The sequence below is a fragment of the Pseudomonas sp. CBS genome (assembly GCF_024734645.1).
GTDB lineage: Bacteria > Pseudomonadota > Gammaproteobacteria > Pseudomonadales > Pseudomonadaceae > Aquipseudomonas.
Map to the genome: position 1 here is coordinate 6777279 of NZ_CP102929.1, position 14796 is coordinate 6792074.

General features: G+C 61.7%; 12 protein-coding genes. 6 read left to right on the forward strand and 6 right to left on the reverse strand.

Annotation, left to right across the window (positions count from 1 at the left end):
• Positions 1-16: 16 nt before the first annotated feature.
• From NVB75_RS31030 to NVB75_RS31045, 4 genes are all read left to right on the forward strand, one after another.
• Positions 17-1225, forward strand: coding sequence for an acyl-CoA dehydrogenase family protein (locus NVB75_RS31030; protein ID WP_258344771.1), 1209 nt, complete (start codon positions 17-19; stop codon positions 1223-1225).
• The gene (locus tag NVB75_RS31035; protein WP_258344772.1) at positions 1222-2664 is read left to right on the forward strand and encodes an MFS transporter; all 1443 of its coding nucleotides are present in this window, start codon (positions 1222-1224) and stop codon (positions 2662-2664) included. The genes NVB75_RS31030 and NVB75_RS31035 overlap by 4 nt, the downstream gene beginning before the upstream one ends.
• Positions 2661-3173 carry a GNAT family N-acetyltransferase gene (locus NVB75_RS31040; RefSeq protein WP_258344773.1) on the forward strand — a complete coding sequence of 171 codons (513 nt, stop codon included), beginning with the start codon at positions 2661-2663 and terminating at the stop codon, positions 3171-3173. The genes NVB75_RS31035 and NVB75_RS31040 overlap by 4 nt, the downstream gene beginning before the upstream one ends.
• A gap of 299 nt (positions 3174-3472) precedes the next feature.
• Positions 3473-5278, forward strand: coding sequence for an ABC transporter ATP-binding protein (locus tag NVB75_RS31045; protein ID WP_258344775.1), 1806 nt, complete (start codon positions 3473-3475; stop codon positions 5276-5278).
• A gap of 35 nt (positions 5279-5313) precedes the next feature.
• Here NVB75_RS31045 and NVB75_RS31050 read toward each other — a convergent pair whose 3' ends face one another.
• The gene (locus NVB75_RS31050) at positions 5314-6402 is read right to left on the reverse strand and encodes a sigma-54-dependent Fis family transcriptional regulator (RefSeq protein WP_258344777.1); all 1089 of its coding nucleotides are present in this window, start codon (positions 6400-6402) and stop codon (positions 5314-5316) included.
• A gap of 8 nt (positions 6403-6410) precedes the next feature.
• Positions 6411-7598 (reverse strand): acyl-CoA dehydrogenase family protein, encoded by a 1188-nt coding sequence (locus tag NVB75_RS31055; RefSeq protein ID WP_258344778.1) that lies wholly within the window; start codon positions 7596-7598, stop codon positions 6411-6413.
• A 433-nt stretch (positions 7599-8031) separates the two neighbouring features.
• On the opposite strand from NVB75_RS31055, the gene NVB75_RS31060 reads away from it, so the two are divergent.
• The gene (locus NVB75_RS31060) at positions 8032-10137 is read left to right on the forward strand and encodes a TonB-dependent receptor domain-containing protein (RefSeq protein WP_258344780.1); all 2106 of its coding nucleotides are present in this window, start codon (positions 8032-8034) and stop codon (positions 10135-10137) included.
• A gap of 159 nt (positions 10138-10296) precedes the next feature.
• Here the strand turns inward: NVB75_RS31060 and NVB75_RS31065 are convergent, their stop codons facing one another.
• The gene (locus NVB75_RS31065) at positions 10297-10761 is read right to left on the reverse strand and encodes a hypothetical protein (protein WP_258344782.1); all 465 of its coding nucleotides are present in this window, start codon (positions 10759-10761) and stop codon (positions 10297-10299) included.
• 133 nt (positions 10762-10894) lie between these two features.
• Here NVB75_RS31065 and NVB75_RS31070 point away from each other — a divergent pair, with 133 nt between their 5' ends.
• Positions 10895-12175 carry an MFS transporter gene (locus tag NVB75_RS31070; RefSeq protein WP_258344784.1) on the forward strand — a complete coding sequence of 427 codons (1281 nt, stop codon included), beginning with the start codon at positions 10895-10897 and terminating at the stop codon, positions 12173-12175.
• Here NVB75_RS31070 and NVB75_RS31075 read toward each other — a convergent pair.
• Genes NVB75_RS31075 through NVB75_RS31085 form a run of 3 tightly spaced genes read right to left on the reverse strand, consistent with a single transcriptional unit; the run spans position 12167 to position 14564 of the window.
• The gene (locus NVB75_RS31075; protein ID WP_258344786.1) at positions 12167-13708 is read right to left on the reverse strand and encodes a cryptochrome/photolyase family protein; all 1542 of its coding nucleotides are present in this window, start codon (positions 13706-13708) and stop codon (positions 12167-12169) included. The genes NVB75_RS31070 and NVB75_RS31075 overlap by 9 nt on opposite strands.
• Entirely contained in the window at positions 13705-14010 is a 306-nt protein-coding gene (locus tag NVB75_RS31080) for a DUF6482 family protein (RefSeq protein ID WP_258344787.1), read from the reverse strand. Before NVB75_RS31080 ends, NVB75_RS31075 begins: the two co-directional genes overlap by 4 nt.
• A gap of 17 nt (positions 14011-14027) precedes the next feature.
• Positions 14028-14564 (reverse strand): DUF3833 domain-containing protein, encoded by a 537-nt coding sequence (locus NVB75_RS31085; RefSeq protein WP_258344789.1) that lies wholly within the window; start codon positions 14562-14564, stop codon positions 14028-14030.
• Positions 14565-14796 lie beyond the last annotated feature (232 nt).

The following is a 14796-nucleotide window of genomic DNA, read 5'->3' on the forward strand; positions in this document are numbered from 1 at the left end:
GAATCAAGGAAGTGCCATGAGCAAGTTGTCTGCTGTACCCACGCCGCCGGTTGTGACGGTGGCCGAACTGAACGCTCGAGCCGACCGCATCCTGCCGCAGATTGCCGCCGGCGCTGCGCAGCGTGAGCGTGACCGCCAACTGCCGTATGAGGCCGTGGCGCAGATCGCCAAGGCCGGGTTGTTTACCGTGCGGATTCCCAAGCGGTTTGGCGGTGCCGGTGGTTCGGTCAAGGACGTGATCGCCTTGCTGATTCGCATCGCTTCGGCCGACTCCAACGTGGCCCAGGCCCTGCGCCCCGGTTTCGGGTTTGTCGAAGGCCTGCTGGCGTCCCGCGCTGAGGGGGCAGAGGAGGAGCGCGAGCGTTGGTTCGGGCGCTACCTGCAAGGCGCCGTGATTGGCAATGCCGGCTGGGAAGTCGGCGGTGCCAACGGTTCGATCAGTGCGCGCATCGTGGGTGACGGCGAGCACTTTCGCGCTTCCGGCAGCAAGTACTACAGCACCGGTTCGTTGTATGCCGATTGGGTCAGCGCCGTGGCCCTGGACGAGAATGACCAGCCCGTATCGTTCATCCTGCCCCGCGACCGCCAGGGCCTGGAGTTGCTGGATGATTTCGACGCCATGGGCCAGCGCCTGACCGCCAGTGGCACCACCCACCTGCATGATGTGCAGGTGTTGGCCAGTGAGATACGCACCCGCACCGTCGAGGAGGGCAAGCGCACGATTGTCACGCCGTTCCTGCAAGTGTTCCTCGCGGCGGTGCAGGCCGGTATTGCGCGCAATGCGCTGAACGATGCGGTGAGCTTTGCCAAGGAACATGCACGGCCGATCAAGCACAGCAGCGCCACGCGCTCGGTGGATGATCCATATGTAGAACTGAGCGTGGGCGACGTTTCGGCCCGGGCCTTTACCGCCGAAGCGGTGGTGCTGCACGCGGCGGATTCCATCGACCGCGCCTGGGCTGCCGATCTTGATGCGGTGGCCGTCGACCAGGCGGCAGTGGATGTGGCCCAGGCGCAATACATCGCAGCGGAATCGGCACTCAAGGCCGCCGAGCTGGTGTTCGACGTCGGTGGCGCCTCCACCACTGGCCGCGCGCATAACCTGGATCGGCACTGGCGCAACGCGCGCACCGTGGCCAACCACAATCCCCGGCACTGGAAAGCCGCGGCCGTGGGCGCCTGGCAACTCAAGGGCACGCCGCCACCGACCTCGGGGCTGTTTTGAACAAAGCCCTCGACCTTTCACACCCCTTGGGCGAGGTGGGCACCGGGCACGCGCGCCGGGTGCCGATGATCATCGGCTGTGCGCTGTTCATGGAACTGATCGACGCGACGGCGGTGCTCACGGCGCTGCCGCAGATGGCCCAGGATTTCGGCGAGCCCAGTGTGCGCATGAACCTGGTGGTGTCGCTGTACCTGCTGGCGGTGGCGCTGTTCGTGCCGGTGAGCGGTTGGACAGCCGACCGGTTCGGGCCGCGCCGGGTGTTTATCAGCGCCATCGTGCTGTTCACCCTGGCGTCGGTGGCCTGTGCCAGCTCGGGCTCGTTGCTGCAGTTGTCCCTGGCGCGTTTGGCCCAGGGGGCTTCGGGCGCGATGATGGTGCCGGTGGGGCAGGTGATCCTGCTGCGCTGGTCGGCGCGGGAAAACCTGCTGCGTGCCATGTCGTACCTGACAGTCGCGGCGCTGGTGGGGCCGTTGCTGGGGCCGCCGTTGGGCGGGCTGCTGGTGACGGTGCTGTCGTGGCACTGGATCTTCCTGATCAACCTGCCGATCGGCGTGCTCGGGGTGATCCTGGTGCTGCGCTACATCCCGGACTATTCCGGGACGCCCGGCCAGCCATTGGACGTTCCCGGCCTGTTGCTCAGCGGTGTGGCATTGGGCGGGTTGGTGTTCGGCTTCGAGGTACTGGGCCACGGCCTGTTGCCGCGCCAGTGGGCGTTGCTGCTGATTGGCGGCGGGTTGTTGAGCGCCTGGTTGTATGTCCGGCATGCGCGGCGGACGGCGCACCCGCTGATCGATTTTTCATTGTTGAAAATACCGACCTTCGCCGTGAGCTTCTGGGGCGGCAACCTGATGCGCATCGGCAGCGCGTCACAGCCGTTTTTGCTGGTGCTGCTGTTTCAGCTGTGTTTCGGGCTTAACCCGTTGCAGGCCGGGCTGCTGAGCGTGGCCGGTGGTGTGGGCGCGTTCCTGATGAAAATGCTGGCGGTGCGGATTGTCAGCCGCTTCGGCTTCCGCCGCACCTTGATCAGCAATGCCGTGCTCACCGGTGCAACCCTCCTGGCGTGCAGCCTGTTCGAGGTATCAACGCCTTACTGGCTTGTAATACTGGTGTTATTTGGCAGCGGGATCATTCGCTCGCTGCAATTCAGCACCCTCGGGGCGTTGACCTATGCCGACGTGCCGCCGGAGCAATCCAGCCGTGCCAGCAGCCTGTCGGCGATGACCATTCAACTGACCTTGAGTTTGTCGGTGGGCATCGCGGCGGGACTGCTCGGCTTGATCATGGCCATGCGCGGGCATGCCACGGTCGAGCAGAGTGATATCGCCTGGATCATGGTGGGGGCCGGATTGCTGTGTGCCTTATCGGGGCTGGTTTATCGCAGGCTGTCGCCGCAGGCGGGCTCGGCGATTTATGCAAAACGCGCAGAGGGAATTGGATGATTCGGGCAGCACGTATCGAGGACGCAGGTGACATTGCCTGGGTGCATATTCGCAGTTGGCAGCAGGCTTATCGTGAACTGATGCCGGCGGATTACCTGACTTCGCTGGAGGCGACGCAGCCCAGGCGCGAAGCCTTTTGGCGGCAGTCGATTGAGCAGGGGAGCGAAGCTGTGTTTGTCGCGCAGGTCGAGGGGCGTGTGGTGGGCTGGATTGTTGTCAGCTCGAGCCGTGATGAGGATGCTGATCCAGGCGTAACCGGTGAAGTGCAGGCGGTGTATGTGCTGGCCGAGCACTGGGGAACCGGAGTGGGCAGGGCGCTGTGGCTCAGGGGGCTGGAACATCTCGCGAGCCTGGGTCTGGAGACGGCGACGTTGTGGGTGCTGGCTGAAAACCGGCGGGCAGTGTGCTTTTACCAAAATGCAGGATGGATAGCGCAGCCCGAATCAAGCCGCATCCTTACCCGGGGCGGTCGTGAGCTGGAGGAAATCCGCTACCAATCCCAAAAGTGACGCTGAACCTGTGGCGAGGGAGCTTGCTCCCGCTGGGCTGCGCAGCGGCCCCAAAATCCTGGGAGCGCTTCGCACTCCAGCGGGAGCAAGCTCCCTCGCCACAGGGGAATGTTTGTCTGTTGAGATCGTTCCCACGCTCTGCGTGGGAATGCCGCTCTGGACGCTCTGCGTCCGCTCTTGAAATCGTGACGCAGAGCGTCACCGGATGCATTCCCACGCAGAGCGTGGGAACGATCACACTCACTATTTTTGCCTGAAAGCTGCGCGGCCACAGGCGTCATTCAGGAATGTCATTGGCCATGAGCTCGTCTTTTTCATTGTTTCGCACCTGGAATGTCCAACACTTGCCGTCGACCCCGGCGGCGTTTGTGCGGCATTTCATCGGTCATTTCAAAGGGTGGTACCTGGCGATCCTGCTGCTGCAGATTGCCGCCGTGGTGTGTTCGATTCTGACGCCCTGGGGGCTGGGGCAGATCACCCGCACCGTCAGCAACGGCTTAGAGGCTGAGCGTGCCTTTGAAGTGCTGCAATGGCCACTCACACTGCTAAGCGCGCTACTGGTGTGCCAGGTACTGTTTACCCGTGCATCCGCAGGCTGCCATATCCACGTCTTGCCGTTGCAGCGGCGCACGGTGACGCATGTGGTGTTCGCTTATCTGCAACAGCATTCCCATCGTTTCATCAGCAATGAGTTCGCCGGGGCGCTGGCGCATCGGGTGGCGGAAATTACCCTGGGGGTGAATCAGACCCTGAGCATCTTGCTGTTCGACCTGATCCCGCTGCTGGTGACGCTGAGCCTGGCCACGGCCTTGCTATGGACCGCATCGCCGTTGTTGGCGTTGTTCATGGCGGGTTGGTCGGTGGCGTTCATCGCCATCTGTTACGTGCTCGCGCGCCGCAGCCATCCGCTGGCCCAACAATATTCGGCAGCGCGCAGCACCAGCACCGGCAAGGTGGTGGATGCGGTCTCCAACCTGGCCAATATCCGCCTGTTTGCGCGCCATGCGTTCGAGCACAGTTACCTCGGCACTTTCCTCGACAAGGAGGTGGCGGCTGCCTACCGATCCCTGGGGTATATGGAAAAAATTCGCTGGTTCCAGGCTTCCTGTGGCGTAGTGCTTAAGCTCGGCTTGTTATTGCTGGCGCTCTACCTGTGGCGCAGCCACCGTATCGACATTGCTGCGTTTGTCATGTCCACCAGCCTTTCGTTGTTGATCATCAGCGATGTGGAAAACCTGTCGCGACGCTTTCTCGAATTCTTCGAAGCCACCGGCAACATTGCCAACGGCGTGCGCACCTTGATTCGCCCCCATGAAGTCATCGACCAACCCGGTGCCAAGGCGCTACAGGTCAAGCGCGGCGATATCGAGTTTCGTGACGTGGGCTTCAGCTACGGCGCTGGCCGGCCGATTTTCGAACACCTGAATATCGTGATTCCCGCCGGCCAGAAAGTCGGCCTGGTGGGCGCTTCGGGTTCCGGCAAGTCGTCGCTGCTGAGCCTGCTGCTACGTCTTTACGACGTGCAGCAAGGCCAGGTGCTGGTGGACGGCAAGGACGTGCGCGACGTCACCCAGCATTCACTGCACCAGCAAATCGGCCTGATTCCCCAGGAGCCCGGCCTGTTCCACCGCAGCATTCGCGAAAATATTCATTACGGCCGCCTGGATGCCTCGATGGATGAAGTCGCCGAGGCGATCCACCGCGCCGGCGCCAGTGAGTTTATCGACAGCATGGAACACGGCTACGAATCGTTGGTGGGCGAGCGTGGGGTCAAGTTGTCCGGCGGCCAGCGTCAGCGCATTGCGATTGCCCGGGTGTTGCTGAAAAACGCGCCTATCCTGGTGATGGACGAAGCCACCTCCAGCCTGGACTCGATCACCGAGCGCTTTATCCAGGACAAGCTCGACGAAATCATGGAAGACAAGACCGTGCTGGTGGTGGCGCATCGGCTGTCCACTGTGGCCCATCTGGACCGAATCCTGGTGTTCGACAATGGCCGGGTGATCGAGGACGGCAGCCACGAACAGTTGCTGCGCCTGGGCGGGCACTATGCGCGTTTGTGGAGTCGCCAGTTCAGTGATGCGCTGGATGAAGTCGCGCTGTGATCAGGCGGCGTACCGGGCACGCCGCGCAGTGCAGGTCAGATCGACAGGTGCAGCACTCGCTCGTCTTTGGCACCGGCCAGCGGGCGGCGCTTGTTGACCTTCAGCTCACCCAGGTTGATCAGCAAGGTGCGGGTCACGTTGCGGCTCAGCCCCAGCAACTCGGCGGTGTGCACCTGGTTGTGATGGCACAGCCGGTAAGCGGCAGTGAGCAGGCTGCGCTCGACCTGTTCGTGGAGGTTGTCGACCTGTTCCTCGAACAGGCGCTGGAAGGCCAGGTCAAGCAGGTCATGGGCCGTGGTGCTGTCTTCCTGGCGTTCGATACGCAGGTTGGACATGCGCAGGTCATCGGCCTGGATCACGCCGTCCCGGCAGATCAGCAGGGTGTGGTGGATGACGTTTTCCAGTTCGCGAATATTTCCCGGCCAACTGTAGGTGGCCAGCCGTTGCTCGGCGTCCTTGCTCAGGATCACCTCGCCATACCCCAGGCGGCGGGTGTAGGTGTCGATGAAATACTGCACCAGCGGCAGGATATCGCCGGGGCGGTCCCGCAGCGGGCTGAGTTCCAGGTTGACCACGTTGAGGCGGTAGAACAGGTCCTCGCGAAAATGCCCGGCGTTGATGGCTTTTTCCAGCTGCACGTTGGTCGCCGCCAGCACCCGTACATTGATCGGAGTGCTTTTGCGCGACCCCAGGCGCACCACTTCACGTTCCTGTAATACCCGCAGCAGCTTGACCTGGATCGACATCGGCAGGTCACCGATTTCATCGAGGAACAGCGTGCCGCCGTTGGCTTCTTCAAACCAGCCGGCCTTGGCGCTGAGGGCGCCGGTGAACGCGCCTTTCTCGTGGCCGAACAGCTCGGCTTCCACCAAAGACTCGGAGAACGCACCGCAGTTCACCGCCACGAACGGCTGTGCCTTGCGGCCACTGAGGTTGTGGATATGCCGAGCCACCAGCTCTTTGCCGGTGCCGGTTTCGCCGATGATCAGCACGCTGGCTTCGCTCGGCGCGACTTGTTGCACATGCTTGAGCAAGGCTTTGGACCGGGGGTCTTCAAATACCTGGGCGGTGGCGCGGATGGAAGTGGCAAGGGCGGGCGAGGGCGGTAGGGTCAGCAGTTGCATGGCAATCTCTACGAATAGAACGTCGGGATGGGCGGGGTACCGTTCAGTGCCCATTCGCCCAGTTCATGAAGCTTGTAGTCCAGCGGGTCATGCAGGCTCTGGGTGCGCAAGTTGCGCCAGTGCCTGTCGAGGGCCACCGAGGCGTTGGTCGCCCGCGCGCCGGTGACCTCGAAGACCTTGCTACACAACTCCAGGCCGTTGCGGCTGGCGGCGACTTTGGCGGTGGCAATGGCAATCGCCGCTGTGCCGCGTTCCTCGCTGGTCAGGGCCGAGCCCTTGGCCCATGCCGCGTCCAATACCTCACCTGCGCGCTCCACCAACAGGCGGGTGCTTTGCAGCGCCACCCAGAAGTCGCCGTAGTGGCTGAGGATGTAGGGATCCTGGGTGGTGTGGCTGGCGCTGGAGCGGAACCACGGGCGGGCTTCTTCCAGGGTGTATTGGCGCGCCTCTTCGAATGCGCCCTCGGCGATGCCGAGGAAGATATTCGCAAAATGCAGTTGCGCAATCAGCGGGCGCAGGCAGGCGAACGGCGTGCTCAACGGCCCCGGGTCCAGCAACAGGTCGGATTCCTCCACACGCACGCGCTTGAAGGTCACGCTGCCGCTGTCGGTCTGGCGCTGGCCCATGTTGTTCCAGTCGTTGTGCAGGATGATCCCGCTGCGGGCGCTGGGAATCGCCGCGATCAGCAACTTGCCGCCGGCGCTTTCATCGATGGCCGAGGCGATCAGCATCTCCGAGTCGTTGGCCCCGGAGCAGAAGTTCTTCTGCCCCGAGAATTCCCGCCAACCCGTGTGGCGCTTGACCACCGTGCGGGTGTCCAGCGGGTTCAGGGTGTTGCCCCAGAACCAGTTGTTGCTGGCCGTCAGGCTGAACCAGGTGTGCCACTGCGCGGGCGTGGCGAACAACCGGACGGTGGCGAGCATCAGGTGATGAAAGCCGAATACGTGGGCGATGGAGCTGTCGACCCGGGCGAATTCACGCACCACTTCGAAGGTTTCCGACCAGTTGGCATCCAGCCCGCCGAATTGCCCGGGAATGCTAAGGGACAACAGGCCGCTGCTGCGCAGCTTGTCGCGTTCGGCTTTGGGCGTGCCGCCGCTGGCATCGCGGTCGACGGCGGTGCGGGCAAATTCGCTCGCCAGGTCACGGGCAATCTCCAGCGGCGTCCTGCGGGTGCAGAGTAAGTTGGCCGTCACGCGTGAATACCTCGTTGCTTAATAGTCGAGCGTGGTTGAGTGAGTTTATTCAACAGTTGCTGGAGCAAGAGCCATACCAAGTAACAGGATGCTGGAAACTTGCAGGTTTTTGTTCGCAGACGGCGCCGACTATTATCAAAAGCACAACTTTTGTTGCACAGGTGTTGGGATTCGGACAGTTGTGCCAAGGCCTGTGTGGCCTGGTGCCGGTTATGCTTTTATCGGTTAAGCATATAAGTAATTTATCTTTTTAGCGGTTGTTGGGAATCGAACATTCCGCCAGCAAAGTGTTGCGCCTGTGCCGATTAAATACGGTTGTGGTCCCGTATTCGTTGATGTTTTGGCGTGGCACGAACCCTGCAAAGTTGGATTCAGAGCGCGACTATACAAATAGATGCTCCAACTAATTAGAGACCCCAGGAGTATTTAATCCATGCGGCAACTGTTTGAACCACGCGCTCGTCGTTTTGAGTCACTGGCTACGGCGTCCAGCCTTGGCGTGCTGTTGATGCTGATACACGGTGCGGCCGTTGCGGCCCAGACCGACCCGACCCTGGCCACAGTGGTAGTCACCGGTGCCGAAGCCACCGAAGCGCAAAAAGCCGAAAGGCAGCTGGCCAAGGTGCCCGGCAAAACCGCAGTGATCGATAACCGCAAGATCGAGCAGGGCCGGGCGGCGAATGCCGAGGACGTGCTGGCGTTGCAACCGGGAGTCTTCGCCCAGGCCACCAGCGGCTCGGGTGCCAACAAGATTTCGATCCGTGGCTCGGGCCTCAACACCTTCTATCAAGGCTATGTGCTGGGGATCAAATTCCTCTACGACGGCCTGCCGTTGACCGGCCCGGGGGGCACCCAGGAAGACATGCTGGACATGGCCTCCGTGGACCACACCGAAGTGCTCTACGGCGCCAACGCGTTCCGTTATTCGGCGTTGTCTCTGGGCGGTGCGATCAACTTCGTGAGCAAGACCGGCCGCACCGATCCGGGCAACTACGCACGCTTCGAAGCCGGCAGCTTCGGCTACCGCAAGCAGCAACTGAGCACCGGTGGTGTAGAGGGCGACAACGACTACTACGTCAGCATCCAGCACAACGAGCGGGATGGTTATCAGGACAACACGCCGAACAAGGGACAGGGGATCGTCGCCAACTTCGGCCACGTGTTCAGCCCGCAACTGGAGACGCGCTTCTACATTCGCTACAAGGAAGAGACGCTGAGCCAGGGCAATACCCTGACCAAATACCAGCTCAAGCACGACCCTACGAGCAACCTCGTGCCCATCGGGCGCAAGAAGGACGGCTCGACCCTGCTGGGCAGCACCACCACCTACACCTTCGACGACGATGCCAAGCTCGAAGTCGGCCTGGGCTACAACGACTACCCGCTGGACAACGGCTGGCGTTACTCGCCAACACCCCAGGAATGGCGCTCCCAGGACGTCAACCTGACCCTGCGCTACCTGCGCACCGCCGACACTTTCTTCGGCCTGCGCAGCGACAGCAGCGTGACCTTCAGCAACACCCTGGCGTACCTCGCCGATGTGAAATCCCACAGCAAGGCCACCGGCATCACCCAGCAGAAAACCAACTACACCGGCTCCCGGGACACGGTGTTTTCCCTTGGCAACGAACTGCAACTGAATGACCGGACGTGGCTGTCCACCGGGTTGTCGCTGATTGATATCAAGCGCAAGGCGCAGATCGAATACAGCACCGGCACCAATACCAGCGCGTTCCCCAGTGGCGTCGAGTACGACGAGACCGACGTCGCCCCGCGCATCGGCCTGCGCTACCAGCTGACCCCGGAGTTCGAAGTGTTCGGCAACGTCAGCCGCTCCGTAGATCCACCGGTCACCTGGCAGTTGGGCAGCACCGGCACGCCCTACATCCGTGATGTGCGGCCGCAAAAAGCCAACACCGTGGAGTTCGGTATTCGTGGCGGCCATGGCATCTTCGACGGCAGCCTGACGGTCTACCGTTCATGGGTGCAGAAAGAACTGTTGTCGGTGGTGGTGCGCCAGGCAACCGCTACCCAGGACCAGTTGGTGGCCACTTCCAACGGCAGCGCGACCATTCACCAGGGCATCGAAGCCGGCTTGAATGCGCAACTGTGGGACGGCGGCAACGGCGACAGCGTGACCTTGCGCCAGGCCTACACCTTCAACGACTTCCACTACCGCAATGATGGGGTGTTCGGCGACAACCAGTTGCCGGGCTTGCCGCGCCAGGTCTACCAGGCGGAGCTGGAGTATCGCCAGGGCAGCGGTTTCTACGCGCAGCTCAATGCCCGGGCGTCGTCCAGCTACTACGTGGATTTTGCCAACTCCTTGAGTGCGCCGTCCTACACCTTGTGGGGGGCCAAGGTGGGCTACGAGGCCCCGAGCAAGAAGTGGGAAGTGTTTGTCGATGCACGCAACCTGACCAACAAGCGCTACGCCACGGCCACCAACACCGCGTACGACGCCAAGGGCCAGGACTCGGCCAACTTCTATGTAGGGGATGCGTTCAACGTGACCACGGGGGTGGCGTTTCACTTTTGATGGCAGCACAACGACCTGACAGGTAAAGCAAATCCAGTGTGGGAGCTGTCGAGCTTTAGCGAGGCTGCGATGGCATCACCTCGGTGTACCTGACGTACCGAGGTGCCTGCATCGCAGGCAAGCCAGCTCCCACACTGGATTTTTGTAGTGGCTGGAGATTCAGTTCTGCGGCCGCTGCTTGGTCGAATCCAGCTCGGCCTTTTTACCGGTGCTGATCTCGGTGATCTGCGCCGACTTGGCGATTGCAAAGTCAAAGGTGTCCTGCATCTTGGCGATCGCATCGGTCGCCGTGCCGTTCAGGCCACCGTTGGCCGCCCAGTCGAAGTTCCACACCCCGGACAGGTTATCGGCACCCGCCACGTCATGGGTTTCGATGGCGGTGAACACGTCGGGGTGGCGTTCCATGTACTGGGCCGCAGCGCTCACATCGGCGGGCACGTTGCCCGAGGCATTGCTGGCCAACTGTGAAAGCTCTTGCTTGGTAATCGCCGACTTGCCCGACTGGCGCATGTAATCGGCGATCACCTTGCTCGACTTGGAAATATTCAACTTGTCGTCGAATACCGACGTCGAGGCTTTTTGAGTGGTCGGTCCGCCACCGGCGGGTGTTACGGTAGTAGACATCGGCGCTGCTCCCTCAATGAATTGGATGACATCGAAGCCGACGTTAGCATGGGCAATTGGCCATTTATCGTCGGCTTCACAACAATTCGCAGCGGCCGGAAAATTTCACAGCGTTTCGCACAGGGAAGGGATGGTGTTCAGGACGAATCAAGGGCAAAGCCGGTTTGCCGGTTTTTTCATCAGCCGCAATTTTTCACTTTTATGGCTGGGCCAGGCGCTCTCGTCCTTCGGCGAGTTCGTGCTGGAGAGCACGATCATCGTCTGGCTGGTGACCGATCTGTTCCACGACAGCGCCTTTCTACCCAGCGCCGTGGGCCTGGCGGTGGCGGCCTCGGCGATCCCGCGGGTGCTGGTGGCGCCATTGGCGGGTGCCTGGGTCGACCGGCTGCCTGCGCTCTACGTGATGGTCACGGCTGATGCTATCCGGGTGATCAACTTCCTGATCTTTATCCTGATCTATTCGCTGTCCGGCCTCGATCAGCTGCAAGTGTTCGACGGCGTGCTGCTGTTGCTGGTGATGAACAGCAGCGCCGCGCAGTTCTTCAACCCGTCCCGGCAGGCGGTCATGCAAGTGATCATTCCCGCTGAGCGGCGGGTGGAAGCGTCGGCCAAGACGATGTTTTCCCTCACGGGCATTTCGGTGCTTTCCGCCTCCGTGGGCCCGGCGCTGTTTGTGTGGGTTGGGCCGATCTGGGCGTTGCTGATCAATGTGCTGGCGTTCAGCTGTTCAGCGCTATGTATCCTGGCCACCCGAGGGCTGGGTACAGCGTTGCCGGTAGAGCGCAGTTCATTTTGGCGTGGATTGTTCGACGGGCTGCGGTTTTCCTGGGGGCATCCGGCAATTCGCACCCTGCTGACCGGCGTGGCGTTGTACGGGGTTTCCCTCGGCATCAATAATGTCGTTTTATCGTTGTATGCCTTCAAGACCCTGGGCCTGAGCCCGCGTGAATATGGCCTGGTGCTCGCCGCATTCCCGGTCGGCGGGCTGGTGGCGGCCTTTCTCGTTCGGCCGCTGTTGAAGGTCTTGAGCATTCGACGCGCGTTCACCGTGGCGCTGTTGTGCCTGGGGCTGAGCTACCTGGGCTATGCGTTGCATCCGCCGTTTTACCTGGCCTGGGTGCTGATGTTCTGCTGCGGGCTGTGCTTTTCGGTGTTTGCCATGGTGCAGGGGCCGATGCTGCAAGAGGCCGTGCCGGCAGGCTATATGGGCCGAGTCTCCGCGACCGTGACGCCGGTGCTGGCCATTGCCTCGCTGACCGGCACCCTGGTGTGTTCCCAGACGCTCAACCTCGTGCAAGGTGTGGATGTGTACGGCGGCTATATCGTTATCGCGGCGGGTTTTCTGCTGACGGGAGGTGGGTTGATGCTGCTCGGTCAGCGTGCCGGCAAACACCAAGTCGCCCGCTCAAAGTGACTCGCCCGCATCCAGCTTCGCCAGCAGCCTCTGGCCCCGTTCCCACAGCGCGTCCTGCTTGGATTCAGGCATCCGGTCGAGGTTCTTGTAGAGCATGGCCATGCGCTGATTGCCCCGCAGCAGGTCGCCATGGCGCATCAGAAAGTGCCAGTAAAGCGCATTGAACGGGCAGGCATTGTCAGCGGTACTTTCAGTGACTTTGTACGCACAGTCGCGGCAGTAGTCCGACATGCGCTTTATGTATTGGCCGCTCGCGCAATAAGGTTTGGAACCCAGGTAACCACCATCCGCATGCATGACCATGCCCAGGGTGTTGGGCAGCTCGACCCAGTCGAAAGCGTCCATGTAGATCGCCAGGTACCACTCGCATATCTGGCTGGGCACGATGCCGGCCAGCAGGGCGAAATTGCCGGTGACCATCAGCCGCTGGATGTGATGGGCGTAGGCATGTTTCAGGCTTTGGCCGATCGCCTGGCGCATGCAGTTCATTTGCGTCTCGCCCGTCCAGTAGAACTCCGGCAGCGGGCGGCTGTTGCCGAATGCATTGCCGGCGGCGTAGTCCGGCATCTTCAGCCAGTACACGCCGCGTACGTATTCACGCCAGCCAATCAGTTGGCGGATAAACCCTTCGGCGGCATTCAGCCCGATGCCGCCCGACCAATAGGCGGCCTCCACGTCGCTGCACAGTTGGCGCAGGTCCAGCAGGCCGATGTTCAGCGCCGCGCTGATGCGGGCATGAAACAGGAAGGGCTCGTCGCTGGCCATGGCGTCCTGGTAGTCGCCGAACCCGGCCAGGCCGTAATCCAGAAAGTAGTCCCACAATGCCTGGGCATCGGTGTGGGTTACCGGGTAATCGAAGGTGTCCAGTTCGCCGTAGTGGCTGCTGAAGTGTTGACCCACCAGCGCCAGCACGTCCTGGGTGATGGCGTCTGAACTGAAGCGCGCCGGGTAGGGCGCCTTGGTTCCCTTGGGCAGCGCCTTGCGGTTGTCTGCATCAAAGTTCCAGGCGCCGCCGACTGGCGTGCCGTCACCGTTGAGCAATAGCCCGCTCTTGCGGCGCATCTCCCGGTAGAAGAACTCCATGCGCAGCTGTTTTTTGCCGCTGGCCCAAGTAGCGAACTCGTCACGGCTGCACAGGAAACGGCTGTCGGCATGCCACTGGATCGGCAAGCCGCAGTCTTTCAGGGATTGTTCCAGGCGCCAGTCGCCGCATTCGGTCAGGTGCAGTGCCTGTGGCTGCATCAGCGATTGCCAGCGCCCTAGCTCGCCGGGTACCGAGCCGGTGTTTTGCGGGTCGTCCAGGGCGACGTACTGCACGCGGATACCACGCTGCTGCAACGCCTGGGCAAAGTGGCGCATGGCGCTGAAGACCAGGGCGATTTTTTGCGGATGGTGGGGCACATGGCTGGCTTCCTCCATCACCTCGACCATCAAGACGGCATCGTGCTGGCTGTCCAGCCCGTCCAGTGAGGCCAGGTCAAACGACAACTGATCGCCCAGCACCAGGCACAGGTTTCTGACGGCCTTGGTCACCAGGGCGCTTCCAGGGAAAATGGCGTCCGCAGTGCCTCAATGGGCCCTTCACGCCGGCCGCACATTTCATCGTGGACGCACTGATGGACCAGGGTGCAGGGGAACGCCGGGACTGACTGCAACACATCACGCAGGTGGTTGACGGAACGAAAGTGCAGGGGCTTTGCGGCCGCGTCCAGCAACGTGAACAGGCCGTGGTCCAGCCGGACGCGCGCCAGATAGAATCCACCCTCCAGGGAGAGCAGTTCCATTTCACGCACGTCGCCTTGGGTGGCCAATTGGGTCAGGGTTTGCAGGTTCATGATTCACTCCTTGCCGGTCAGGGTTGCGAAGACTGGCGACGGAAGAACAGCGTCACCTGGCCCACTTCGACGCCCAGCTTGGACATGCTGGAGCGATTGATCAGCGTGTCTTCGTCCATCAGGTACATCCAGTCGTCGAGGCTCACTTCGTACACGGAGCCGTCCACCGGCAGGCTCAGGATGTAGCGCCAGCGCAACGCGTTGCCGGCCACTTCGCCCTTGGCTTCACCGACCACATCGTCGGCGCGGCCGCGCCAGTGGTTCGGGCCATCGGGGGTCAGGGTCCAGATACGCCGCTGGCGAGTACCGTCGCTGTAGAGAAATCGTTCGTCGAGAATCAGGTTTTCACCCTCGCGGCGGCTGGCGATATTCACTTCGAAACGCTTGGCGACTTCACCTGAGCGCTTTTCGAATATGCCCCAGGCCTTGACGGGCTTGCTGAAGAAGCGCACCAGGTCCAGTTGGGGTTGCTGGTCGGCATAGTGTTTTACATCCACGCTGCCACAACTGCTCAGGCCCAGCACCAGGGCCAGCGAAACCAATAGACGGGTCATTGCGGTTCTCCCTGAGAGGGCTTGATACAGATGAAGCCTCGATAGCTGATACTTGTACAAAATAATAAATTTGTACAGGTATTTAGAAGGGTATCCGAATGTTGTTGCCTACTTATGGGACCGAGCCCCGGGCGGATTCGCATATTGCGGTGTGGTAGGCGAAGGTGATCGTTCCCACGCTCTGCGTGGGAATGCCGCCTCGGACGCTCCGCGTCCCGCTGGCACCGCCGGA

What these genes read in the sequence shown, in the direction of transcription:
- NVB75_RS31050 (WP_258344777.1), bottom strand. Translation starts at nt 6,402, where the DNA reads ATGCAACTGCTGACCCTACCGCCCTCGCCCGCCCTTGCCACTTCCATC.
- NVB75_RS31080 (WP_258344787.1), bottom strand. Translation starts at nt 14,010, where the DNA reads ATGAACCTGCAAACCCTGACCCAATTGGCCACCCAAGGCGACGTGCGT.
- NVB75_RS31045 (WP_258344775.1), top strand. Translation starts at nt 3,473, where the DNA reads ATGAGCTCGTCTTTTTCATTGTTTCGCACCTGGAATGTCCAACACTTG.
- NVB75_RS31040 (WP_258344773.1), top strand. Translation starts at nt 2,661, where the DNA reads ATGATTCGGGCAGCACGTATCGAGGACGCAGGTGACATTGCCTGGGTG.
- NVB75_RS31030 (WP_258344771.1), top strand. Translation starts at nt 17, where the DNA reads ATGAGCAAGTTGTCTGCTGTACCCACGCCGCCGGTTGTGACGGTGGCC.
- NVB75_RS31085 (WP_258344789.1), bottom strand. Translation starts at nt 14,564, where the DNA reads ATGACCCGTCTATTGGTTTCGCTGGCCCTGGTGCTGGGCCTGAGCAGT.
- NVB75_RS31065 (WP_258344782.1), bottom strand. Translation starts at nt 10,761, where the DNA reads ATGTCTACTACCGTAACACCCGCCGGTGGCGGACCGACCACTCAAAAA.
- NVB75_RS31060 (WP_258344780.1), top strand. Translation starts at nt 8,032, where the DNA reads ATGCGGCAACTGTTTGAACCACGCGCTCGTCGTTTTGAGTCACTGGCT.